The sequence below is a fragment of the Ruminiclostridium sufflavum DSM 19573 genome, assembly GCF_003208175.1.
GTDB classification, from domain to species: domain Bacteria; phylum Bacillota; class Clostridia; order Acetivibrionales; family DSM-1351; genus Ruminiclostridium; species Ruminiclostridium sufflavum.
Genome location: NZ_QKMR01000001.1, coordinates 188,929 through 211,289, shown reverse-complemented (window position 1 = coordinate 211,289; position 22,361 = coordinate 188,929). Strand labels below are relative to the sequence as shown.

Sequence of the window (22,361 nt, the reverse complement as noted above, 5' to 3'; positions counted from 1 at the left end):
TTCAGTTCAAAGGGCTGTTGCTTTTAAATATAAAATGATTTTTATGAGGGGTGCAATGTGAAAAAGGGAAAGCGGATTATATTGCTTATTATTGCCGTTATAGGAATTATAGACACTGTTATTATGGCTGCCAGAAGCGGTCATGCTGATACAGGCATTATACTTCCTTCGGCCGCGGGAGTATTTATCATAATTATTTTAGTATTTTGTAACTCTAAAGCATATAAGAAAAACACCAAATTTTATAATAAGATTGGAAAGATAGTACTTGGATTATTTATTCTTTGGGTAATAACCTTTGCTGCGGTAGTGGCGGTTCTCCTTAATTCGGCTGTTTCTCAGGGAAATGAAAAGGTGGATAGCGTAATAGTCTTGGGAGCAGGCCTGAAGGGTGAAAAGCCGACACTTGTATTGCAGAAACGTCTGGATTACGCTCTTGATTATTTAAACAAGAATACGGAGGCAACAGCCATAGTGTCCGGCGGTCAAGGAATCGGGGAAACAATAACCGAGGCGGAGGGTATGAAAAGATATCTCACAAGTCACGGCATATCCGGGGAAAGGATATTTAAAGAGGAAAAATCAACCAGTACATACGAAAATATGGTTTTTTCAAAGAGGGTGTTTGAGGAAACAACGGGAGAAAAGCTGGATAAGGTAATGATTATAACAAATGATTTTCATATGTTCAGAGCAAAAAAACTTGCGGGGAGAGCAGGCTTAGAGCCTTATGGCATCAGCTCAGGAACCCCGTGGTATATATATCCGAATGTATTTTTAAGAGAATATCTTGCATTATTTAAGTCATATATTTTTGACAGACAGTAATTAGCTTTAGTCAATTACTGCCTGTTGAATATACTGAATTTTTTTTCGTCCTTATCATATACCGACGGGAGCACAAAAATGATTGAGCATATCATAAGCAGGGATGAAACAGCAAACAGTATGTGAAAGTTATTGAAAACCTGACTTCCGAATATGGCATTATTCAATTTGTAAATTATGGTTTTCGATGCTTCCATAAAAGCTCCTGCGCAAATATATGCAATTCCGCTGGAAAGGGTAGTAATAATTGAGTAATTGGCTAAATACATGGATCTGTTTTTTTCCGGGGCAAGCCATATGGAAAAGTTGTTTGACAATATCACAATTCCCTGGCTGAACAGGCCAAACAGCAGAAAGCTTACCGACATTACGGCAATATAGCTGGATGGGGTTGCAATACACCACATCAGCGGTAATATACAAACAGAGTAACAGCATAACCGCAGAATAGGTTTTGTACCATACTTGTCTGAAAGCAGACCTATCTTATTGATGAAAAACACTGTCGTAATACCTGCTAAAAGCTGCTGGAATATTGAAATAGTGAAATAATCAATTTTCAGCTGCTCTATCATGTATATATTTAAAAATGGAATTGAAAAGTTAAAGCCAAAGTTCCAGCAGGATATAAATATAATCAGCTTTAAGTAATTACTGTTTTTAAATGGTTCAATAAGCATTGATATAAAGGATGAATTTTTTTCAATTGGTGTCATCGGCGGTTCTTTAACACCGATAAAACAGCTGGCATCCAAGGCTCCGAATATTGAGGCTATAGTGAATACAATTGCAAAGCTTACAAGTGAGGTTATATTGTCAAGGTATTTTCCGAAGGCTACTCCTGCTATTATACCGGTTATTGCTGATATTGCGGTTCTCTTTCCAAAAAAGCTGCCTTTCTGGCTTGCCGGAACAATATCACCCATCCACGAATTATAGCTGATATTAACCACCGAATTTACTATAGAATAGATGATAATAAGTATGGTAATTATCATAAGGGCAACGTTCTTGTTTTCCTTTGGAATAATTACCGGTATCAAGACTATAGGTATCCATATAAGCCGGTGTATATAACCTGAAATAAGAAACATCATTTTACGTTTCCCGGTTTTTTCTAATGCATAGGATGCAAATATCTGTAAGACACCTCCCAAGTAAGGGGTAGCGGCTATTATACTATATAACAGGTCATTTGCGCCTAATTCTCTTAAAAAACCTGTAAAGGGAGCACCGTTAATGGTTACATAAAATATCTTACCGAAAATAACGGCTGCGGTTATTAAAAATAGGCTTCGTTTGAGTTCCTGCTGTGTAAAGTTCTCTGTTTTGCTCATAATATTATCCTCTGTTAAAGTAAATATAAAAATGACTAAAATTAATTAGGGTAATGCAAAGGTTACCTTTTAAAAAGTACATATCTAATTCTACAAGGAATAAATAAATTTGGCTTGTCTACTTTTGCGCAATAATGCTCAAATTTTGCTGAAAAATGAAGAGAGAAATGTAAGTGATTCAAAACATGGCGTATGTAAAAAAGAATTCCAGTGTGCTACAATTAGCCAGCATCATATATCGCAAAAAAACACTGCAATTCCATAAGCCTCCAACAAATTGCCTTTAATCAAAAGATGAAATACTGCATGTATGCTGTCTGAAAGCACTTCCATGAGTACACAGCATACATCAGCCTTCAAAGTCTGTCAGTATCCTGTATATACTGAGACCCTAGCGGGCATCTGACAGGCTATGAGTTGGACTTTTTCCTTGGTGAAGGTGCAGCTGAAAAATATGGCACGAAATCAAAGAAGAATTCAGAAGCATCATCAGATAGCAGTAAAAGTAATAAAGTTACAATTTCAGACCCAATGCTGGGAATATTGTATGGTGTGGACAGCGGTGAAGTAGGTTGGTGGGAAAGTGTGGGCTGGAGAGTATTCAATGGAAATGTAGGCTCTGGAACTATAGATAACTACAGCAATACAAGTGTAATCAATACATCAAATGGCAGCAATACTACAATCACGAATCATAAGGTTGAGTCTGGTATATGGGAAAAAATATATAAAGATGGATATGATGCAAATGGCAAAAAAATTTCAATTCATTATTTTCAAAGTGAATCAGGAAAAGTGTTTGATGTTAAGACTAAGTCAGGATGGAGTAACAACTAAAGGATGGAGGTTTTATAATGAAACTTAATGTTAGTGTAGAAGGAAAGAATGAAATAGAGCGTTTCATATTGTTTTTAAATTTAGCAATGACAATTGCCATTAAAGAAGGAGTAATTAGCATAAATGATGCTGAAAATTACATTTACAATCCATATTCTTTGAAGAAATTAAATGAAATGGGTATAAATAAAAAAGTTAGTGATTTGATACATCTTGGATGCGAACTTGAGGATATTGAAAGTTTAATTCCGCATAAGTTAAGTAAGTCTATTGAAGAAATAAATCGGCAGTCTATAAAACTTTTACAAGAGATACAAGTTGAGTCAAATCATGCAAAAGAATGGATAGACTAAAAAGATGAATTATAATGGAACTCCACTTGTTCTAGGTTCAACATGGTTAGGCGCAAAAAGAATATATGAGTCAAAATTCCCAATTTCAGGCTATGAAGGTAATGTACCCTCATTTATGGTTCCAGCATTAGAAGGACAATTACCACCAATTCAATTGCCTAAAGTTGAAATAAGCATGCCCAAAGTGAATATTCCTATTCCTGCTTACTAAAAAATTGGAAGGTGGTATAAAATGCAAAACGTGAATAGAGCAAAAATACATTGGATATCTTTTGAAAATGGTGGAAGGAAAAGTCCACCCACAGGTTTACAGTATTCTACAGTGGCAATGGCCAAACGAAGCATGGAGTATTGTGGTAGATTTTATAAAACATGATGAGTCTTGGTCGGAGGGTAATATAAGATTCTTAGTTGAATGGGAACCAAATAACTTGCTTTATTCGGGTAGTAAATTTGATTTGTTCGAAGCAAACAAGAGAGTAGCAACTGGAGAAGTATTATCAAATACCAACAATCTACAGCGGGGTCGGTTCAATATCTCTGCCATTCATAATTGGAATTGCTGTAGGTCAAATTTAAACTAAACAGTTTTGTGCTTCAATATTATAAGCACCTCAACACATTCCAAATCTGAATTATAATTCAATCTTAATTCTTCGCGACAGAATCAGATTAAGCAATGCAATAACGGCGGCTGCCATAAAAACGGCCTGATATCCTATTTTCAACCATAAAAGGCCTCCGAAAATTGGAATGACCATTGAAGCAATATGCTGAAGGCTTACGCCGGTGGACAGTGTCGGGGTAACATCGGCAAGATCGACGGCAATCTTACGGACATATGTTGACCGCGCCATTTCGACCGCAGCCATTGAGTTGTCAATGACATAGCAGCCCGCAATGATTACTACGGCTATGCCGGTTGAAAAAATTCTATCGGAGAAGGCATATCCGATACAGATGGCAAACAGCAAAATAGCCTCAAGGGTCAGCACAAATCTTTCACCCCGGCTGTCAATCAAATTACCGATTAGCTTACGGGTGCCGATACTTATGCAGGCAACTACGATACCTAAAATTGCAAAAATCTGAGGCTTTACGGCAAAAACCTTAATCAGCACCCACGGTGCGAATGTCAGAAAAATTTGATTCCTTGCACCACTGATAACGGCAAGAATATAATAAAGCGAATAACGTTTTCTAAAAACAAATCTTACTTTTCGGATATTTGATTCGCCCTTCTTCATCATCCCGACAGAAAAAGCTGCCGTCACATAAAAAACAGTTCCTGTAACAAACGCAGTCTGATAAGTCATATGCAAGAAATTAAATCCAATAAAGATATAAACATAGGCAATAATACTTCCTGACAAAGTGAAGGCACTTATTGTTCCAAGTCTGGCACCGAAAGCTTCCTGATTGGACAAAGACATGCCTATGGAGGGTGTGACAGGCATGACCATGTGCGTGCCGAGACTGTACATCATCATCCAGATAATCATTACCGCAAAGGTAGGCGACAGCATACCAAGTCCAAGCATACCCAGACCTGCGGCTGCCATACCCAGCATCGCGATACGTATATCACCTAAAAAACTTAATGCTGCCAGAGTCAACATGATGAAAAAGCCCGGAGCTTCTCTGGGTACCTCAAGGAAGCCCCTGATATCCTCCGAAAGCTTGAAAACATCACTTAAATAGTTGTTAAATATAGATGTATTGATACCTGCACCAATTCCGGAGAATAGACCTGCAAGCAAAAATAAATTAAAATCCCGTTCAGAATGGAACCTTGTGCGTAAGCTCATTTGTTTACCAGCTTTCATAGTAGTTATAACTTCCAGCAATTATAACATATGAAATTAATGCTTTCAATAACAAATTTGAAAAACTGCGGAGGGCTTTCCTATTTAAGCTCCTCCGGCAGCAAATTAGACTTAATATAATTATGTTGTTCCGGTTTCCTCAGGCTGACTGTTTACAGAAGGCTTAAATCCAGTCAGTTCCAATGCTTCTTTTCCGCTTATATGCTCGATTGTAAGCTCTATCATGCATACATGCTCAAAAGCCTTTTCAATTTCCTCCAGACGGCCTTGCTCATGGTCGGGAGAATACTTTGCCGCCAACAATTCAAGTGCTCTTCTCTTTTCTGTTTTTTCCTCAAGAATACGTGCTTTTCCAAAGACAATTACACTTCGGAAATAGGAGGTATACTTTTGCGGAACTACTTCGTCCCGATCAATTACACAAAACGAAACCTTTTCATTTCGTGCGATTGCATCCAGCTTATGACCTGATTTGGCACAATGGAAAAAGATACGGGAAGCATGACAGACATAGCTTAAAGGAACCGCATATGGATAATTTCCGTCGCCGGACACAGCCAGCACACCGGACGTTCCTCGATTCAGTACTGCAATAATCTCTTCATTGGATAAAGCTTGCTTTTTACGGCGCATTTCTCTAAACATAAGACACCTCTTCATAAAATAATAAGACACCTCTTATTCATTACTTTGTAAACCAATGAATAAGAGATGTTTAAACGATAACAGCTTTAATATTATTATCAGCATAGCATAATTGAATCAAAAAGCATAGGCTTAGCTATAACATTGAACAATAAATTCCTATACCGGTAGCAGGACGCGTATTGCTGCTTTCTTACAGATATTATGCAAGTATAGTCCGGCAGATGATTAAAAATAATGAGCAGCTTGCTTTAGAAACTAGAAGCCATAATTTCCTTCAATAAAGATAACCTTAATTCTATTCTTTTCAAATTGACCGGTAACCAGAACAAAATCATTACAAATTCTCTGCTTATGATGACAATCTATGCATTTATTAAGTCTGGTGCAGGGAGTGCTTTTTTTAAGACGTTTTGCGTCCAGAGGTGCTGATATGTGGCGTGTACGATAAATGGCTTCCTTTTCTGAGCTGACAATTTTATTGGTTCCCACAACGGCAATCACTTGCTTGGGCCCGTATAAAATCGGAGCAACCCGGCTGCCGTTTCCATCTATGTTGAACAGCTTTCCATCCATTGTGACGGCATTGATGCCTGTTAAAAAGGTATCGGCTCTAAAATTTTGCAGATATATTTCCCTTTTTTCTTCGTGGCTTAATCCGGGGATATGCTTGTCTAAAAAGCTATAGCCTTCATTTCGCATAAGATCAAAGATGCCGGTCTGCTCCAGTGTTGCGGAATCCCCGCAGCCAACCGTTTCCTCCTTCCTAAGCAAAGACCGGATAACCTCGTGCAGTTGTGCAATTGAATTTGTATAATAACCGGTTATATTGTTATTGCTTAGGTTATGAATTGTTTTTTGTACTATATTAATCATGATTTCTTCGCTGACACCTCATTAAATAAGTTATATGCTTTATGTATTAATAATACCATATATTAAGGGTCAACATCACTGCTTTTGTGCCGGAAATTACTGAAATGTTATGTTTTAAGGTGCTTTTCCTTTATACAGGGGCCTTCCTTAGGAAACATTTTTCTGATATCTTTTAAGATGATGGCAGGATAACGAAATTACAGGGTATATGTCTTTTCATAAAAAGTAAAGATTTCAGGTGTTTAAAGCAATACTTTTTTTAGCAATAGAAGTCAAGAAGCCGAAGCCTTTATGAAATATAATACAAGCATCAGGAGGTGCGGAAATGAACGAGTATGAAGCTATTATGGCGGTACAGCGAATGCAGGAATATATTGATGACAGAATCTCTAAAAAAATTACACTGAAGGAATTGGCTATTGCGGCAGGATATTCGCCATGGCATGCGGCAAGGCTATTCAAAGAAGCTACGGGGAAAGCACCGTTTGAGTATATTCGTGCATTAAGGCTTTCAAAAGCGGCACTAATGCTGAGGGACAGTGACGAAAGGGTTATCGATGTAGCGATAGACTTTGTATTTGATTCTCACGAGGGCTTTACCAGAGCATTTTCAAAGGAATTCGGAATGCCACCAAGAAGGTATAGTCAATGTACACCGCCAATAAAGCTGTTCATGCCTCGGAAAGTTTTTGATACCTACCGAGAACTTCATAAAGGAGAAGATATGATGAGTGAAAAAAGTAAAACCAAAGCAATATTTGTACAGGTTATTGAACGTCCTGCACGAAAGGTTCTGTTAAAACGGGGCAAAAAGGCAGCTGAGTATTTTGCATACTGCGAGGAGGCCGGCTGTGATGTGTGGCCGGTGCTTACAAGTGTAAAGGAAGCGATGTATGAGCCTATAGGAATGTGGCTTCCCAAATACCTTATAAAGGAGGGAACATCCCAATATGTTCAGGGAGTAGAAGTACCTGAGGACTATTCCAATAATATACCCGAGGGATATGAGGTTATTGACTTGCCGCCTTGTAAGCTAATGATTTTTCAGGGGGAAGCCTATAATGATGATGATTTTATGGATGAGATTGGCGAGGTTTGGGAGCACATTGAAAGGTTCGATCCTACTGTTTACGGATATCAGTGGGCACCGGAAGCCGCACCGAGATTTCAGCTTGCACCGATGGGATACAGAGGCTATATTGAGGCGCGTCCTGTTAAAGCTATAAATTAAAGAACTCTTTTAAGTTCCTAATATTCAGAGAATTATATTCAGGGAATAAAAGGAGCGTTCGCCTTTTCGGGGAAGAGGTCAGCTCAGAAACAGCCTGTGCTTTGCCGAAGTAGAAGCAGTTCCCCTAAAGGTGTCCGCTGGTACCTGTTGAGAAAATTTGTTTCTATGCCTGTAACAGCTCCACCGTAATATCCTCACTTTTTCTTTCATAAAATGTCATGCGCCACTCAACGTCCTCTGCCGGTATAAAGTGGAGTGCGGAGCAGACCGCATGGAGCTTGTCCTGGCTTTTGCTGTGTGAAATTAAGGTAAACAGACCATGTCCGCCGCCGATAATGCCTATGCAAACACTGCAGGAGGCTTGCGGCTCTTTGGGATTGACGCTCTTCTGCCGAGGCTGGTCGGAACAAACACAATCAGTGACGGTAAATGCACTATTAGGCATATCAGGAGAGAGCGCATAGCTCATTGCAGTATAGTGCGTCGGAAATTCATAATTCTGGCTGCCAAAATGCTCGCCGGATATTTCCTGCCGCTGGTATTCATGTATGGTAAGCGTATGCTTTGTGCCTGTGACCGGGTGTGTGAACTTGATGCACTCACTGGGCGCAGATATATGAAAGTGCGGTCCTGCCACAGGAACAGGATCCTGTACTAGTGTAAGGCTGAGTGTCTTAATCAGCGGTTTGCGTTTCTTCCCCCAGGGAAAAGCAAACCGCTGAATTATCCAGCCATAGGCAGAATCAAGCTTGTAATGCCGTATCGCGCTCTCGGCCTCAAGACTGTTTCTGTCCGGAAAACAGGGATTCCATGAAATGCCGGTGCCATTAGAGCTTGGAAGGACAGCTCCGTTAATCACAATTTTGGGTGATATATTGATGACAAGAGGATTTTCAGCGTTAATCTGCATATGCTGTTCTTCAGTATAATTGCTCCCATAGCTGTCAGCAGATAGCTGCCACTTGCCCATAAAGGAATAAATGCTTTCAGCCGGAACCTGTATGCATAGGTCTGCGACCAAGCCTTTGCCGAAGTTATAAATTGCCGGAATATGACAGCTTTTATCACTCCAGACGAATTGCTTATTAATAGGAATTTCCTTACCGGCTCTTTCACGGCTATGCTTTCCCCAAAAGCTGCCGTTAAAGTAAACCTTCCATTCCGGTATTTTCGGCTCTTCAGGAACCCACTCATAGTAATCTTCCGTATATTTAATACGGCTGTAATCAAACCCGGCCTGCAGCTCTTTGATGTAAGCAAAGGGCTTTTCAATGGGTGACAGCATAAGCTTTTCCCGGATGGTATCCAGTACAGCCTGCTGTTCGGCACTAAGAGGATTGCCCTGCAGGAAGGCATCAAACTGTTCTTCATTCCAGCAATATACCTGTTCGGGTATGGAAGCATCTCCGCAAGAAAGCAGAAGCCGCAGGAAGTCTGGGAAATCTCTTGCTATCGGATGTACATAGTTTCCCGGTGTATTCATTGGACTGACGGCAAAGACCATCCTGCCAAAGCCGGATACGGAGCAAAAGTGAATACCGTCCGTTCCGGTTTGTCCGATTACCTTTGCGCCTTTTGGGGTGCAGAAATAGTTGACCCCGCCTTTTCCAACATGCTCAAAGCCGATAAGAGAGCTGTCGATATTCAGTTTCAGATACCTTTCATAAGTAATTGCCATCCTGACCTCACAATCCGGATAAATACTTTTATCACACTCAGATTTTTGTTTTAGTCATTATACCATATATTACGTGTGTATTTAGCATGCAGATACATATTTTGAAGCAGGAATCACAGAATAATATGCAGCCTGAAGGTATATTGACAGCTAATGGCTGGTTCCGGCAATAAAGGGGCTGCGCCTGTGCTTAAAATTAACTTCCGGTTAATTTATTATTCTTTTGTTTAATAACTGCTCAATTGTTTTGTGTGGTGTTAGTCTGATAAAATGTACTCAGGGCTTGCTTAACAATAGTAATTTTATGAATGCTTGGCGTGGTGACATAAGGTGCAGCTGCTTGAGGGTATACCGGCACTTATATATTCTCCTGTTAAGCAAAACCTGCATAATATAGTATTTATACAAAATTAAATTGAGAGATGATAACAATGCCATTGAATAAGATTATTCAAGAAAAAAGAAAGAAAATCGGATTAACTCAGGAGCAGATTGCAGAGTATCTGGGGGTTTCCACTCCTGCCGTCAATAAGTGGGAGAGGGGGGCTACTTACCCTGATATTTCCTTGCTGCCTCCGCTGGCAAGGCTGCTTAAAATTGATTTGAATACCTTGCTTTGCTTTAACGAAGGCTTGTCGGAACAGGAAGTCGGCCGCTTTTGTAAAGAAGTAATTGATGTTATCCGTAAAAATGGGTTTGACTGCGGCTTTTCTATGGGAGTTAAAAAAATTCAGGAATATCCGAACTGTGGGTTTCTGATTCATTCAACCGCGCTTCTGCTGGACGGCGCCTTGATAATGTCAGGAATGAGCGCCGGGGATAAGCAAAAATACGATAGTAAAATTACAGCTCTGTATGAGAGGGCAGCGAAATGTGAAGATGACAGGAGAAGAAATGAGGCGGTTTTTATGCTCGCTTCCAGATACAAAGGCCGCGGAGAATATGGCAAGGCGCAGGAAATGCTGGATTTGCTGCCCGAAAGAAGTGCTTTGGATAAAATAAAGCTTCAAGCAGATCTTTACATTGTTCAGAACAGGCTTGATGAAGCTGCCGGGCTTTTGGAACGCAAATTGCTGATTGAAATTAATGAAATTCAAGCTATTTTGTTAAGCTTGGTTGATATTGCAGTAAAGGAAGACAAAAATCAAGCCGCTTCACATATAGCGGAGCTCTCCCGTGATGCTGCGGAACTGTTTGAGCTGTGGGATTATAGCTCATATATCGCACCGCTTCAAGTTGCAATTGCCCAAGAAAATGTTCAGGACAGTATTTTGCTTTTGAAATCAATTCTTTCTGCTGCAAGCACACTGTGGGAAATAGAAAAATCCCCATTATACCGTCATATTTCAGTAAACGGAAACAAGGGGAAGGTTGGTGCGAACATATTGCCGACACTGCTTGCTGAAATTGAAAATGACCCAAAATATGGGTATCTCCATTTGAGTGCTGAATTTAAGCAGCTGCTTAAGCAATATCGTGCAAAATGCGAAAAGATATAGCAAGGAATGAAATGAAAATTTCCGCTTACCTGAAATTATGATAAAATATTATTAAAATGTGCGGCCGTAACAAACGCAAGTAAATTGAGGAGTGCCGGCTTGAAGGACCTTAGCTGCAGCTATGAAAATACTGGCGTACCTCCGCGAAGGCTTTACAAATTTTTGTGCCGGAAACCCGGCATGGGAGGTTAATATGAAAAAACAGGGATTAAATCCTTATCTTCCGTCCTGGGAGTATATACCTGACGGAGAACCTTATGTCTTTGAAGGCAGAGTTTATGTGTATGGCTCTCATGACCGGTTTAACGGCTATGCATACTGTCTGAATGATTATGTCACATGGTCTGCTCCGGTGGAGGACTTGTCAGATTGGCGGTATGAGGGAATAATATATAAAGCTGAAGCCGTACAGGATAATTCTGACAGGGACAGCTGTCTTTTTGCACCCGATATTGCAGTGGGGGCGGATGGGAGATATTATCTGTATTACGTTGACAGCAGACGTTCAATTGTGTCTGCGGCTGTTTGCGATACTCCGGCGGGTAAATTTGAGTTCTATGGATATGTGCATTATTCTGACGGAACAATATTAGGCGAGAGAGAAGGGGATGAACCCCAGTTTGATCCTGGGGTATTTAGAGAAGGAGACAGGACATATCTGTATACGGGTTTTTGTGCAATAGGAGACAAATCCAGAACAGGAGCTATGGCCACTGTTTTGGGAGAAGACATGCTGACAATTGTAGAAGAGCCTGTCATTATTGCGCCCAGCGAACCTTTCAGCAAAGGAAGCGGATATGAAGGACATGAGTTTTTTGAAGCTTCGTCAATCAGAAAACGGGGTGATACCTATTATTTTATATATTCCTCTGTAGTGATGCATGAGCTTTGCTATGCTACCAGCAGATATCCCACAAAAGACTTTATTTACAGGGGAGTCATCGTAAGTAACAATGATCTTCATATTGACACGTATAAACCGGCGGAAAAGCCTATGTACTACGGCGGAAATAACCATGGAAGTATTGTGGAAATCAAAGATAACTGGTACATTTTTTATCACAGGCATACTAATGGTACTAATTTCAGCAGGCAGGGATGTATGGAGAAAATAAGCTTTCTTGAGGATGGGACTATTCCTCAGGTGGAAATGACCTCCTGCGGTTCAAATGGAGGACCGCTGAAGGGGAGCGGTGAGTATCCTGCCTATTTGGCGTGCAGTCTGTTCTGCAATGAAGAAGCTATGTATACGGATTGCACCAATGCATGGATGGGCGGACAGTTCCCGAAGATTACGCAGGATGGCAGAGACGGGGATGAGGAAACAGGTTATATTGCAAATATGAAGGATTCTGCAACAGCAGGCTTTAAATACTTTAACTGCAAGGGAATAGAAAAAATTAAAATTAAAGTGAGAGGGTACTGCTTGGGGGAATTTTCGGTTAAAACCGCATGGAACGGGGAGGCTATTGGCAAAATACCTGTGGTATATTCAAACGCTTGGAAGGAATATGAAGGAGATATTACAATTCCGGAGGGTGTACACGCTTTGTATTTTACCTACAGCGGCCAGGGAAATGCACACTTTGCTTCCTTTACATTGGTAAGCCAGTCATAAAATTATGCTTTTTATATTCCGGAGAATAAGCTTCGGTTCGATGAAAATAAGTTCAAATAAGTTTGCAGGGATGATATATTTCTTTACAAACCGGACACATATACTCGGTATTCTGATTCTTGAAGGTGTAGCGGGGCTGTAGGATTGCCTTGCCGCAATTAGGGCAGGATACCTCTTGATTTCTTATCAGCCTTACAGCGTTGTCTCTTGTAAGCTTTATATTAGATGCCATTGTAAGTTACCTCATCAATCCCTAAAATGGATTTAAAATCTGCCGGATTTATAAAAATACCTATCTGAATTTTTGCTTATTGTTATAATACCATGGGGTTATGGGCTTTACTATAATTCTTTTGCAAATATTGAACTTAGTTAATAGAATTTATGGTAAAAGGAAAAATTGAATAAATAATTGTGCGGGAAAATGAGTGTGATATAATATATAAAATACATGAAGAAATTGTTTGTTTGGGGGGGATAACTGTTGGGGAAAGGATTTGAGACAGCAAAAATAAATGAAGCAATAGTTGATATGATTGAAGACTATATTCTGGTTTGCGGCTCAGACGGGCAGATAGTTTTCTCCAACAGAACCGTACAGCTGTACTTGGGATATGCCAAGCAGGAGTTGAATGAAAAAAGCTTTTTTGATATAGTTTCGGACATTTATGTTAACAAAGCGGAAGAATTTTTCAGCAGTGCATCGGAAGAGCCGTCAGCTTGGACGGAATTTTTGCTGCAGGGCAAGCAGGAGGTGCTGAAACTTCATTTCAAGATTCTAAGGAAGGACGGACTTATATATATACGTGGTAATGAAAAGTATGCAGAGTATGAAAGATTACAAAAAAGGCTGGATACCGAAATAGCAAATGCGATAAAAATTCATAACCGTTCCCTTCCGGAGAGTCTTCCCGATACCGGAAATATATCCTTCAAGTCCTTGTATATTCCTGCTGAAGAGATGGGCGGAGATTTATTTGATGCATTTAAAGTAGATAATGGATTATTAAATGATTATTTTGAACATTATGTATGCTTTATTGCAGATGTTTCAGGACATGGACTGGATAGTGCCATGCTGGCTATTTTTGTAAAGGATACCATAAGAAGCTTTTTTACACTGAAGCATGTACCGGGGCAATTATTGTCTCCTAAGGATATTATGCATTTTTTTGTTGAGCAGTATCTGAAGGAAGGATATCCCGAGGAATATCTGGTTTGCCTTTTTATAGCTGTTTTTGATTTTAAAACAAAGGAATTAAGCTATTGTAATGCAGGCCTGCATATATGTCCTTTACTGGTTAAGGACAAAAATAATGTAATAGAGCTGAAGAATGCGGGGCTTCCTGTTTCTTCCGCAATAGATGTTGACCTGCTGAGGTATGAAGACTCTTCTTTGCCTTTGCTTCAGGATATGACTATGTTCATTATGTCTGATGGATTACCGGAGCAGCGCTCTAATAATGTGTTTTATGAGGACAGGATGAAAAGGCTGTTTACAGAGGCTTGTTATATGAGTTCCTCTGATATTATAGACAGGGTTTATAAGGATTTTACGGATTTTCTGGGATATGAGAAAATCAAGGATGATATAACTCTGATTGTAGTGAAATTATTACCGGATTGAGCCGGTCAGCATATTTACAGTGATAAATCATTAAGGGGGAAAACCGCATGCAGCAAATACTGGATGGTATATTAGAAGCTATTGAAGATGAAATAAGGGCACAGAAGCATTACCGGATGCTTGCTGACAAGTCAGAGGATCCAAAGGTTAAAAATTTTTTTGAACAATTGCGGATGGATGAAGAAAATCATGAAGCGGTTTTACGTGCACGCTATGAGGCTTTTTTAAAAATGCGCAATGCAGACATGGAATAAAACGGGTTAAAAGGAATTTTTAAGGAAGGTTAGGAAGGATGAAAAAACTTGACAGAGCTTTTTACAACAGAGATTCTGTTATTGTAGCCGGGGAGCTTCTGGGGAAGGTGCTTGTACATCAAACGGAAGGTCAGAGAATATCGGCAAGGATTACAGAAACAGAAGCTTATATGGGCATTGAGGACAAGGCTGCACATTCCTATGGAGGAAGAAGGACTGCCAGAGTAGAGGTTATGTATGGGGAAGCCGGATTTTCTTATATATTTATGATTTATGGTATGTATTACTGCTTCAATATAGTTACAAATGAAAGGGAAAATCCTCAAGCAGTTTTAATAAGGGCTGTTGAGCCGCTGGAAGGAATTGAACAAATGGCGCAAAGGAGATTTGGAAAGCAATATGAGCAGCTGACAAATAGCCGGAAGATAGGCCTTGCCAACGGACCGGGGAAGCTATGCGGAGCATTGGCAATCGACAGGCGGATAAACGGTATGGATTTGTGCGGTAATGAAATCTATGTTGAGGATGCGAAATGCGAGGACTTAAGGATAGTAACCTCAAAACGCATAGGCATCGACTACGCTGAAGAAGCGAAGGATTATCCCTGGAGATTTTATATAGAAGGCAGCAAGTATGTTTCAGTAAAATAAGCTTGCTTAAATTGGAGTAAATTTAAGCAAGCTTATTTTTATATATTCCTTTTTTACTTCCAGTAGGGCTGCCTGCAAAACGATTGGTGTCATATATTTCAGTGAAGATCAATGATACTGTTAGCAGTATCGGTGTCAGTAACCAGAACATTTATATATCCGCCCCTGATGGCACCCAGTATTGCTTGTGCTTTTGATGTCCCCGAGGCGACGGCAACAACCTCTTCCATGCGATACAGGTTGGAAAGGCTTATTCCGACACAGTTTTTATTCCAGTCATTGTCTAATGCATTGCCGTTTTTATCATAAAAATGCGCACCTATGCAGCCTATGGCATTTTGATTTTTTATTTCCCTGAACATTGACTGTGTCATATATCCGAGCCACGGGTTAAATGCCGTAATTTCATCAAAGGTGCCGATGCCGGTCAGAATTATATCCGAATTGAGTGCCATATCCAGCACATTTGCTATAATCGGATCCAGCAGTATTTTTTGCTTTACGAAATCATTTTCGATATATAAGGGCACATTCAGATAATGAGGAATACCACCATATATTTTTGCAATACGGCTAACCAGCTCATTTGCATTAATTTCCGGATTTTGTATGGAAGCTGCTCCCATAATCTGGACAACATCAATGGGAATCTGTGTTTCTATTTTTAATGAATTGACGGTTTCTGCAATTGTGCTTCCCCATGAAGTGCCCAATACGATAGGCTTGGTTATGCGTTTTTTTAAATATTCGGCTGCAAGGATGCAGACGCCGGACTTAACCTCCTGAGGTGTTTTTTCATGAGTATTATACAAATAAATGTCTCTCAGGCTGAATATCTGCTTGAACCGCTCCTCAAGAGCATAATTGCGCTCGAAAATATGATTGACATGTATCTGAACGATGCCCTTTTCAATTGCCTGCTGCAGCATACGGGATATTCTGGTGCGCGAAAGAAACATACGCTCTGCTATCTCCGATTGAGTCATATTCTTTTCATAATATAGTGATGCTATCTCTGTTAAAAGACTTAATTGCTTTTGCTCTCTAAGCTTCATAATTCCGACCTCACTTTTAATGATTTAAACCGGAGACATCCGTATATATATTTTCCTGCAAAATGGCTCTGTATAATTTTTGACGGATTGGATTCATTTTTCTGTAAAGGGCAGCATTTTCACTTACAGGTGAAAAACTGCAAGTATACGACCTTTCATTTGCCTTATCAAGAGCTGTCCGGTATGAAGGCTGCAGCCCGAGTGATACAGCTGACGAAACCCAAGCCCCGAGAGCAGTCGATTCTTTGTTATCAGGCAATATTACCTCGCAATTGTACAAGTCAGCCTGAATTTGATTGAATACCTTAAATTTGGTCATTCCTCCAGATGCAAATATTTTATCAATTTTGCCGATGCTGTTTCTCATAATTTCGATATTTTCTGCAATTTCAGCTGCAATTCCTTCCAGAATTGAACGGGCAAGGTCCTCACGCTTTGTGGCAAGAGTGATATTAAAAAACATGCCCTTTGCAAGAGGATTCCAGTCAGGTGACCCCCTGCCCTGAAAATGAGGCAGCATTATTACGCCGTTTGCGCCGCAGGGTGATTTTGACACATCAATATCAATAGTGTCCTTCATTTCTGCAATTCCATGTGCGTTCTGATAAAAATTACCGTAGAACCAGTTATAAACCGAGGAGGATGCCGGTATAGCGGATTCAAGAATATATTTGTTTTGAACAGCAGAGACATTACATATGAAGCCTTGCCTTGAATCAAGAACAACCTTGTCCGAAGAAGCGGCTATATATGAGCCTGTGCCTGTAGTGACCTGAAGAGAGCCCTCTTCCATTATGCCTGCACCAAGTGCTCCGCACTGCTGATCACCTCCTGCGGATATAACGGGTGTTCCTGAGCGAAGCCCTGTCTGTGCCTCAAAGGCTTCGGTTGTAACCCCTAGAATCTGCCCTTGAGGAATCAGCCTGCACAGCTTGGCTTCATCGATCTCGAACAGGGACAGCATTTCTTGATCCCATTGCAAGGTATGAATGTTCATAAGAGATGTTCTGCTTCCATAGGTATAGTCTGTGACAAAAAGACCGGTCATTAAAAATATAATATAATCAGGGATTACAATAATTTTGTGGCTTGCCTTATATATATCCGGTTTATTTCGGCGCAGCCAGGTGATTTTAGGACCGGCAAATATTGGATTCAAACGGGTGCCGGTTCTTATATATACGGTGTCGTTATTCTTGGAAAATTCATTGCATATACCGGCGGCACGCTTGTCCTGCCACATTATCGCCTTGGACAGCGGGTTTCCGTCACGGTCCACCGGTATGACGGAGGAGCGCTGAGATGTTAAGGATACAGCTGTTATTTCATATTTAAAATCAGCCGCAAGCCTTATGCATTCAGAAATAATTTGAAGAAGACTGTTTTTCCAGACCAGAGCGTCCTGTTCAACGCAGCTGTCCGAAATATAATCAGGAGAATAAAAACGCTGTACAGTCTTTACAGATGAGCCGTTTTCATTATATATAATACCTCTCATGCTGGAAGTTCCAATATCTATCACAAGAATTGACTTCATATTTTAACCTCTCCGATTTTTAGTTAGTTTATATTGTACAATCTTATTTTATATTATTTTAGCTAAATAAATTAAGTGAGGGAATAAACGCACAATTGTGCTTATTTTAGAATAATGGATGCTATTATTAAAATTATGCTATCATAAAAATGCATAAAAAATCAACTACACGCACAAATTTTCAAACGTCTGACTGGATGCTGCAAATCAAATGCATTTTAATAAAAACTTTTCAACATCCACAAAATAAAACAATACAATTCAAAAAAAGTCAAAGGAGTGGTTAAAAATGGCTGAACAGATTAGTCAGGAAAGAAGAGAAAATCTTAAAAGTGCCATTAAGCGTCTCGAGGCATATCAGGAAATTCAAAACAATATGGGAAGGTGTATGGCAGCTTTTAATTTCAGACAGGCAGACAAGGTTCTTGACTACTTTGCTCTGGGACAGGAGGATGTTTCACTGGAGTATGCCGATGAAGGAGTATTCAAAGGTATTAATGCTGTGGAGACAATTATAAAAGAGGTTGTGGGAGCAGAGCCAAAGTCCGGTGAGATGCTGGATTTACAGTTGACAACACCTATGATAGAGGTGGCTGAAGATATTAAGACTGCAAAAGCATTATGGTGGTGTCCGGGAGCCGGTGCCATTCCCGAGGAAGATAAGGATCCGAAGGCAATTTGGTGCTGGGGAATGATTGCGGCTGATTTTATTTTTGAAAATAATAATTGGAAGATATGGCATATGCATTACTTCAGATTTATCAAGTGTGACTATGACAAGGGCTGGGTGAAGGACACCAGTATGCTAAACAGACTTAATACCCCGGTGCATCCGCTTTCATCACCTTCCACCTATCACAATCCATACTCTCCTCTGAGCGTGAGGGAAGGGATTCCGGCATGCCCCCGCCCTTATAAAACATGGACGGACAGCAGCTGGATGACGGAAAAGGACAAGTCCAGATAATTACGCTGAATCAGAATAAAGAAAGGAGTACAAAAAATGGATATAGATTTAAATGTAATTGATGAGCTGGATGCCGAAGAATTTACAGAGATGGAATGCGCTGTTGAAAAATTGCTGTCTGTATGGGAAATAAAAAATTTGCGCGGTGCGGCAGCAATATTTCATGATGATCAGCATATAGGCCAGAAACGCAGAGAGTTACAGGCTGTCAAGCATCCAAGCGTGGATGTGAAGGGCTTGATGGATTTCAGAAGGAAAGCAGTGGTGGACAATCTGGAAGGCAATATGCTGATTCATCCGCTGACAACACCGGTAATAGAGGTGAATGCCGACTGCACTGTTGCCAGAGGAGTCTGGTGGTCCTTGGGAATAGAAGGCTTGTCAAAATTCCGGGAAGAGCCTATGGCTATCATAAGCCTTGGAATGGTGCCGGGAACACATATAAAGGAAGATGGCGAATGGCGCATACTGAGCGGTGCATGGCAGCGCACAACAAAGAATGAATACAAGAAGGGCTGGGTCAGAGACATGCAGCCTACAAATACAAGACCGCCTCTGACGCCAGAGCAGGACAGAAATTTTCTGGGCAAATATGCTTATATGAAGGATGAGGTTAGAAAGCCTTCACCTGAGCCTCCTCACAAGGACACTTTTGATAAGTTTCCGGAGGAAACGGATAATATCTGGCTATATATAAATCTAAAAAAATAAATATTAATTAACTGGAGGGAATATTCATGGCTGAAAATTACAGAGAACCAAACATAATTTTTGATGGCTGGACAGCACCTGAGGGGACTGGTATCATTGTTACCGGTGCGGCAAGCGGTATTGGTGCGGCAACGGCAATATTGGCCGCACAAAGCGGTTTAAAGGTAGCAGCATGGGATATGTTTGCGGAAGGTATCAAGGAAACAATTGAAAGAGCAGGCGAGTATGGAGTAAATATTAAGCCTGTTCAGGCAGATTTAAGCTCGGATGAGGCGGTACAGGCGGCAATGGAGGAAACCCTTACATTCTGCAAGCCCTTATATCTTGCAAATGTTGCCGGCCCTAAAATGCTTAACAGCCAATGGAATTTCAACGAGGTTATTTCCATAGCGGTCGGAATGATTCACAGATTATGCTTGGCTTTCGAGGCTACAGAGCCGGGGGAGGGTTCAGCTATTGTCAATGTTGCGGCGCTTGCAGGTGTTTTTGAAGCCGGCGGAGGAGATCCCTGGTATGCTTCGGCAAAATCTGCAATTGCCGGTTATACAAGACATCAGGCAGTAGAACTCAAGGGAAGGCCAAGAATGAATTGTGTATGCCCGGGAGGACCTATCCATACACCCAGAAATCATGGGGCGGTTACCGGTGAATTCATGCAGCATTTAGTAAGCATCAATCCTATGGGCAGACCGGGACGTCCGGAGGAAGAAGCAACAGCTATAATGTTTTTGCTGTCGCCGGCATCAAGCTATATCAACGGTGTAATTCTGGCTGTTGACGGCGGATTGCATTTGGCGCGCTAGAAGATTAACCTGATCTGATGAAATTTTGGAAGGGCAGCTAGCCTGAACAAAATTTCATCAGAGATTACCTGTATAAATTGAGGTGTTATTTTGAAAATTCTAAATGGTGTTTATCAGATAAGCGGATGGATGAATGGCGTAAACTCAAATACTTTTGCCCTCGAAACTGAAAAGGGTCTTATACTCATTGACTGCGGATATTCTGAGAAGCAGTATCAGGCAATGGGAAAAAGCCTTGAGTTCTGGGGTTTGGATATCAATTCGGTAAAGGATGCTTTTATTACTCATTCCCATTTTGACCATGCAGGAAATGCGCATATTTTTAAAAAGAACGGCGCCAGAGTATTAATAGGCGAGGATGACAGGAATTCTATCGAGTGCGGAGATGCCTGTACGCTTGAACAGCTTTTCGGCGGCAGCTTCCACACATGTACGGCCGACTATGGCTTGAAAGACGGAGAGGTGTTTGATTACGGGAATGCTACTATTGAGATAGTGGGCATGCCGGGTCACACTAAAGGATCTATTGCTTTGATGGCAGATATTAACAATGTTAAGATTTTATTTACCGGGGATATTTTTATTATTTCAGGTGCAACTCCTGCCGATGAACTTAATTTGGAATTGGGTTGGAATGGTGATCCGCATTTTTGTGCAAAAAAAAGTATTGAGTCATTTTATAAGCTCAGGAAGCTTAAGGCGGATATTATTGCTCCGGGGCACTCGTCAATATATTATGGAAACTCGCAGGAGCTGTTTGAAAGGCTATATAAAAAAGCTGTAGAGGAGCTTACAATAAAATAGCAATAAAAAGTGCACAAAGGTGCGTATTTTAATAAAAATTTTTTTAAAAGTAATAAAATGTTATACTTAATTTGAAAGAAATATCATGGAAGAAGGTTGATGAGATGACTGAAACCTATAAACATCCAAAAATAAGTAAACATAATACTGGTTTAAGCAGGTCTGTAAAATTCATTTCCTAAAACAAGTCTTTAAAATTTATTGTTTATCAGTTGAATAATTTTATAAGGAGATAAAACGATGAAAAAAATTACTGCATTCGGACTAATATTTTCAATTATGGTACTCCTTGCAGCTTGCGGAACAGCTACAGATACTCAGACATCCTCCGGCGGTACGCAAAGCCCTTTAAGCCAAGCAAAAACAGTTAAAGTAGGTTTCTCAGCCATTAACCTTTCTGATCCGGTTGTAGCGCAGTTCGTTTCAGATATGAAATCAGCGGCTAAGGAAAAGAATATGGAATTAAGCGTTAATGATTCCAAAGGTGACCCAAGTACTCAAATAAGTGCTGTTGAAAATTTTGTTCAGTCGGGCTGCAATGTTATTGTCATTCAGGCCTTGGACCCTGACGCGATGGAGCCGGTGGTCAAGGAAGCCATGTCAAAAGGGATTAAGGTCATTTCATACGGTATCGGGCTGAAGGAATATGATGTGTGGTATAAAAATGACAATGCAAGTGTCGGTCAGGCAATAGGCAAAATGGCAGGCGAATGGATAAACAAAAATTGTAACGGGAGTGCCAAGGTTGCATTAATTGAATATCCGACTGTGCCTGTTCTGATTGAGAGAGCGAAAGGTATTGAGGATGCATTAAAAGAGACTGCACCCGGAGCTGAAATCGTGGCGCGCGGTTCCGCAATAGACAGTGAAGCCGGAATGAAGCTGGGTGAAACCTTTCTGCAAAAAAACTCCGATATCAAGGTAATTGTAAGCATCTCCGACGGTCCTGCACTTGGCGCCTATGAGGCTGTAAAGGTTGCAGGCAGGGATAAGGATGATTTCGCTATTTTTGGAAGTGATGTATCTCAGGTGGCAATAGAAAAGATTATCGCGGGAACATGCTACAGGGGTACCGTAGATTGTGACAGCAAAATTAACGGCAAAACTACAATTGATATTGCCGACAAGCTTATGAAGGGCGAAAAGGTTGAAAAAATTATTGTCATGGGTGCAAATCAGGTGACTAAAGATAATGCGGCTGAATATAAGCAATAGCTCTCAAAGG

General features: G+C 40.5%; 23 protein-coding genes. 15 read left to right on the top strand and 8 right to left on the bottom strand.

Translation table 11 applies throughout. The features are described 5' to 3' along the window. Nucleotides 1–57: 57 nt before the first annotated feature. Complete coding sequence (locus LY28_RS00865) at nucleotides 58–828, top strand: YdcF family protein (protein ID WP_242981109.1); 771 nt, start codon at nucleotides 58–60, stop codon at nucleotides 826–828. 14 nt (nucleotides 829–842) lie between these two features. Here LY28_RS00865 and LY28_RS00860 read toward each other — a convergent pair whose 3' ends face one another. After that, nucleotides 843–2,165, bottom strand: coding sequence for an MFS transporter (locus tag LY28_RS00860; RefSeq protein ID WP_110460271.1), 1,323 nt, complete (start codon nucleotides 2,163–2,165; stop codon nucleotides 843–845). 417 nt (nucleotides 2,166–2,582) lie between these two features. On the opposite strand from LY28_RS00860, the gene LY28_RS00855 reads away from it, so the two are divergent. The 3 genes from LY28_RS00855 to LY28_RS00845 are packed head-to-tail and all read left to right on the top strand — an operon-like array spanning nucleotide 2,583 to nucleotide 3,566. Next, nucleotides 2,583–3,002, top strand: coding sequence for a hypothetical protein (locus LY28_RS00855; RefSeq protein ID WP_110460270.1), 420 nt, complete (start codon nucleotides 2,583–2,585; stop codon nucleotides 3,000–3,002). Between the two features lie 17 nt (nucleotides 3,003–3,019). Beyond that, nucleotides 3,020–3,355: a DUF3969 family protein gene (locus LY28_RS00850; RefSeq protein ID WP_110460269.1), complete on the top strand. Its 336-nt coding sequence runs from the start codon at nucleotides 3,020–3,022 to the stop codon at nucleotides 3,353–3,355. Nucleotides 3,356–3,359: 4 nt separating this feature from the next. Continuing rightward, entirely contained in the window at nucleotides 3,360–3,566 is a 207-nt protein-coding gene (locus tag LY28_RS00845) for a hypothetical protein (protein WP_110460268.1), read from the top strand. Between the two features lie 424 nt (nucleotides 3,567–3,990). Here the strand turns inward: LY28_RS00845 and LY28_RS00835 are convergent, their stop codons facing one another. The 3 genes from LY28_RS00835 to LY28_RS00825 all read right to left on the bottom strand — a co-directional run bounded on the left by LY28_RS00835 (nucleotide 3,991) and on the right by LY28_RS00825 (nucleotide 6,702). Continuing rightward, the gene (locus LY28_RS00835; RefSeq protein WP_242981108.1) at nucleotides 3,991–5,181 is read right to left on the bottom strand and encodes an MFS transporter; all 1,191 of its coding nucleotides are present in this window, start codon (nucleotides 5,179–5,181) and stop codon (nucleotides 3,991–3,993) included. A 120-nt stretch (nucleotides 5,182–5,301) separates the two neighbouring features. Continuing rightward, nucleotides 5,302–5,826 (bottom strand): pyridoxamine 5'-phosphate oxidase family protein, encoded by a 525-nt coding sequence (locus tag LY28_RS00830; protein WP_110460266.1) that lies wholly within the window; start codon nucleotides 5,824–5,826, stop codon nucleotides 5,302–5,304. A gap of 258 nt (nucleotides 5,827–6,084) precedes the next feature. Beyond that, nucleotides 6,085–6,702, bottom strand: a complete 618-nt coding sequence (locus LY28_RS00825) for a lactate utilization protein (protein WP_110460265.1) — start codon at nucleotides 6,700–6,702, stop codon at nucleotides 6,085–6,087. 325 nt (nucleotides 6,703–7,027) lie between these two features. Between LY28_RS00825 and LY28_RS00820 the strand changes: the two genes are divergently transcribed. Then, nucleotides 7,028–7,933 carry a helix-turn-helix domain-containing protein gene (locus LY28_RS00820; RefSeq protein ID WP_110460264.1) on the top strand — a complete coding sequence of 302 codons (906 nt, stop codon included), beginning with the start codon at nucleotides 7,028–7,030 and terminating at the stop codon, nucleotides 7,931–7,933. A 163-nt stretch (nucleotides 7,934–8,096) separates the two neighbouring features. Here the strand turns inward: LY28_RS00820 and LY28_RS00815 are convergent, their stop codons facing one another. Next, complete coding sequence (locus LY28_RS00815; protein ID WP_110460263.1) at nucleotides 8,097–9,611, bottom strand: hypothetical protein; 1,515 nt, start codon at nucleotides 9,609–9,611, stop codon at nucleotides 8,097–8,099. 431 nt (nucleotides 9,612–10,042) lie between these two features. Here LY28_RS00815 and LY28_RS00810 point away from each other — a divergent pair, with 431 nt between their 5' ends. Beyond that, entirely contained in the window at nucleotides 10,043–11,110 is a 1,068-nt protein-coding gene (locus LY28_RS00810) for a helix-turn-helix domain-containing protein (protein ID WP_110460262.1), read from the top strand. Nucleotides 11,111–11,303: 193 nt separating this feature from the next. Further along, the gene (locus tag LY28_RS00805; protein ID WP_110460389.1) at nucleotides 11,304–12,728 is read left to right on the top strand and encodes a family 43 glycosylhydrolase; all 1,425 of its coding nucleotides are present in this window, start codon (nucleotides 11,304–11,306) and stop codon (nucleotides 12,726–12,728) included. Between the two features lie 52 nt (nucleotides 12,729–12,780). On the opposite strand, the gene LY28_RS00800 is transcribed toward LY28_RS00805, so the two are convergent. Next, nucleotides 12,781–12,960, bottom strand: coding sequence for a C1 domain-containing protein (locus tag LY28_RS00800; protein ID WP_110460261.1), 180 nt, complete (start codon nucleotides 12,958–12,960; stop codon nucleotides 12,781–12,783). Nucleotides 12,961–13,212: 252 nt separating this feature from the next. Here LY28_RS00800 and LY28_RS00795 point away from each other — a divergent pair, with 252 nt between their 5' ends. From LY28_RS00795 to LY28_RS00785, 3 genes are read left to right on the top strand one after another with little or no spacing between them, the layout of a single operon-like run. Beyond that, nucleotides 13,213–14,355: a PP2C family protein-serine/threonine phosphatase gene (locus LY28_RS00795; protein ID WP_110460260.1), complete on the top strand. Its 1,143-nt coding sequence runs from the start codon at nucleotides 13,213–13,215 to the stop codon at nucleotides 14,353–14,355. A gap of 47 nt (nucleotides 14,356–14,402) precedes the next feature. Next, nucleotides 14,403–14,609, top strand: coding sequence for a ferritin family protein (locus LY28_RS00790; RefSeq protein WP_110460259.1), 207 nt, complete (start codon nucleotides 14,403–14,405; stop codon nucleotides 14,607–14,609). A gap of 38 nt (nucleotides 14,610–14,647) precedes the next feature. After that, nucleotides 14,648–15,259, top strand: a complete 612-nt coding sequence (locus LY28_RS00785; RefSeq protein WP_110460258.1) for a DNA-3-methyladenine glycosylase — start codon at nucleotides 14,648–14,650, stop codon at nucleotides 15,257–15,259. A 98-nt stretch (nucleotides 15,260–15,357) separates the two neighbouring features. Here the strand turns inward: LY28_RS00785 and LY28_RS00780 are convergent, their stop codons facing one another. Together LY28_RS00780 and LY28_RS00775 are read right to left on the bottom strand one after the other, a co-directional pair. Beyond that, nucleotides 15,358–16,314, bottom strand: coding sequence for a sugar-binding transcriptional regulator (locus LY28_RS00780; RefSeq protein ID WP_110460257.1), 957 nt, complete (start codon nucleotides 16,312–16,314; stop codon nucleotides 15,358–15,360). A gap of 16 nt (nucleotides 16,315–16,330) precedes the next feature. Continuing rightward, entirely contained in the window at nucleotides 16,331–17,851 is a 1,521-nt protein-coding gene (locus LY28_RS00775; protein WP_110460256.1) for an FGGY-family carbohydrate kinase, read from the bottom strand. A 289-nt stretch (nucleotides 17,852–18,140) separates the two neighbouring features. Between LY28_RS00775 and LY28_RS00770 the strand changes: the two genes are divergently transcribed. From LY28_RS00770 to LY28_RS00750, 5 genes are all read left to right on the top strand, one after another. After that, nucleotides 18,141–18,818: a nuclear transport factor 2 family protein gene (locus LY28_RS00770; RefSeq protein ID WP_110460255.1), complete on the top strand. Its 678-nt coding sequence runs from the start codon at nucleotides 18,141–18,143 to the stop codon at nucleotides 18,816–18,818. 36 nt (nucleotides 18,819–18,854) lie between these two features. Next, entirely contained in the window at nucleotides 18,855–19,529 is a 675-nt protein-coding gene (locus LY28_RS00765; protein ID WP_110460254.1) for a nuclear transport factor 2 family protein, read from the top strand. Between the two features lie 26 nt (nucleotides 19,530–19,555). Then, nucleotides 19,556–20,332 carry an SDR family NAD(P)-dependent oxidoreductase gene (locus tag LY28_RS00760; protein WP_110460253.1) on the top strand — a complete coding sequence of 259 codons (777 nt, stop codon included), beginning with the start codon at nucleotides 19,556–19,558 and terminating at the stop codon, nucleotides 20,330–20,332. 90 nt (nucleotides 20,333–20,422) lie between these two features. Further along, on the top strand, nucleotides 20,423–21,136 hold the full coding sequence (locus LY28_RS00755) for an MBL fold metallo-hydrolase (protein WP_110460252.1): 714 nt from the start codon (nucleotides 20,423–20,425) through the stop codon (nucleotides 21,134–21,136). 240 nt (nucleotides 21,137–21,376) lie between these two features. Next, nucleotides 21,377–22,351: a sugar ABC transporter substrate-binding protein gene (locus tag LY28_RS00750; protein ID WP_110460251.1), complete on the top strand. Its 975-nt coding sequence runs from the start codon at nucleotides 21,377–21,379 to the stop codon at nucleotides 22,349–22,351. Nucleotides 22,352–22,361: the final 10 nt, after the last annotated feature.

Excerpts from the sequence above, each read along its gene's own strand:
- LY28_RS00860 (WP_110460271.1), bottom strand. The coding sequence starts at position 2,165 with ATGAGCAAAACAGAGAACTTTACACAGCAGGAACTCAAACGAAGCCTA.
- LY28_RS00850 (WP_110460269.1), top strand. The coding sequence starts at position 3,020 with ATGAAACTTAATGTTAGTGTAGAAGGAAAGAATGAAATAGAGCGTTTC.
- LY28_RS00845 (WP_110460268.1), top strand. The coding sequence starts at position 3,360 with ATGAATTATAATGGAACTCCACTTGTTCTAGGTTCAACATGGTTAGGC.
- LY28_RS00835 (WP_242981108.1), bottom strand. The coding sequence starts at position 5,181 with ATGAAAGCTGGTAAACAAATGAGCTTACGCACAAGGTTCCATTCTGAA.
- LY28_RS00830 (WP_110460266.1), bottom strand. The coding sequence starts at position 5,826 with ATGTTTAGAGAAATGCGCCGTAAAAAGCAAGCTTTATCCAATGAAGAG.
- LY28_RS00825 (WP_110460265.1), bottom strand. The coding sequence starts at position 6,702 with ATGATTAATATAGTACAAAAAACAATTCATAACCTAAGCAATAACAAT.
- LY28_RS00820 (WP_110460264.1), top strand. The coding sequence starts at position 7,028 with ATGAACGAGTATGAAGCTATTATGGCGGTACAGCGAATGCAGGAATAT.
- LY28_RS00815 (WP_110460263.1), bottom strand. The coding sequence starts at position 9,611 with ATGGCAATTACTTATGAAAGGTATCTGAAACTGAATATCGACAGCTCT.
- LY28_RS00810 (WP_110460262.1), top strand. The coding sequence starts at position 10,043 with ATGCCATTGAATAAGATTATTCAAGAAAAAAGAAAGAAAATCGGATTA.
- LY28_RS00805 (WP_110460389.1), top strand. The coding sequence starts at position 11,304 with ATGAAAAAACAGGGATTAAATCCTTATCTTCCGTCCTGGGAGTATATA.
- LY28_RS00800 (WP_110460261.1), bottom strand. The coding sequence starts at position 12,960 with ATGGCATCTAATATAAAGCTTACAAGAGACAACGCTGTAAGGCTGATA.
- LY28_RS00790 (WP_110460259.1), top strand. The coding sequence starts at position 14,403 with ATGCAGCAAATACTGGATGGTATATTAGAAGCTATTGAAGATGAAATA.
- LY28_RS00785 (WP_110460258.1), top strand. The coding sequence starts at position 14,648 with ATGAAAAAACTTGACAGAGCTTTTTACAACAGAGATTCTGTTATTGTA.
- LY28_RS00780 (WP_110460257.1), bottom strand. The coding sequence starts at position 16,314 with ATGAAGCTTAGAGAGCAAAAGCAATTAAGTCTTTTAACAGAGATAGCA.
- LY28_RS00775 (WP_110460256.1), bottom strand. The coding sequence starts at position 17,851 with ATGAAGTCAATTCTTGTGATAGATATTGGAACTTCCAGCATGAGAGGT.
- LY28_RS00770 (WP_110460255.1), top strand. The coding sequence starts at position 18,141 with ATGGCTGAACAGATTAGTCAGGAAAGAAGAGAAAATCTTAAAAGTGCC.
- LY28_RS00765 (WP_110460254.1), top strand. The coding sequence starts at position 18,855 with ATGGATATAGATTTAAATGTAATTGATGAGCTGGATGCCGAAGAATTT.
- LY28_RS00760 (WP_110460253.1), top strand. The coding sequence starts at position 19,556 with ATGGCTGAAAATTACAGAGAACCAAACATAATTTTTGATGGCTGGACA.
- LY28_RS00750 (WP_110460251.1), top strand. The coding sequence starts at position 21,377 with ATGAAAAAAATTACTGCATTCGGACTAATATTTTCAATTATGGTACTC.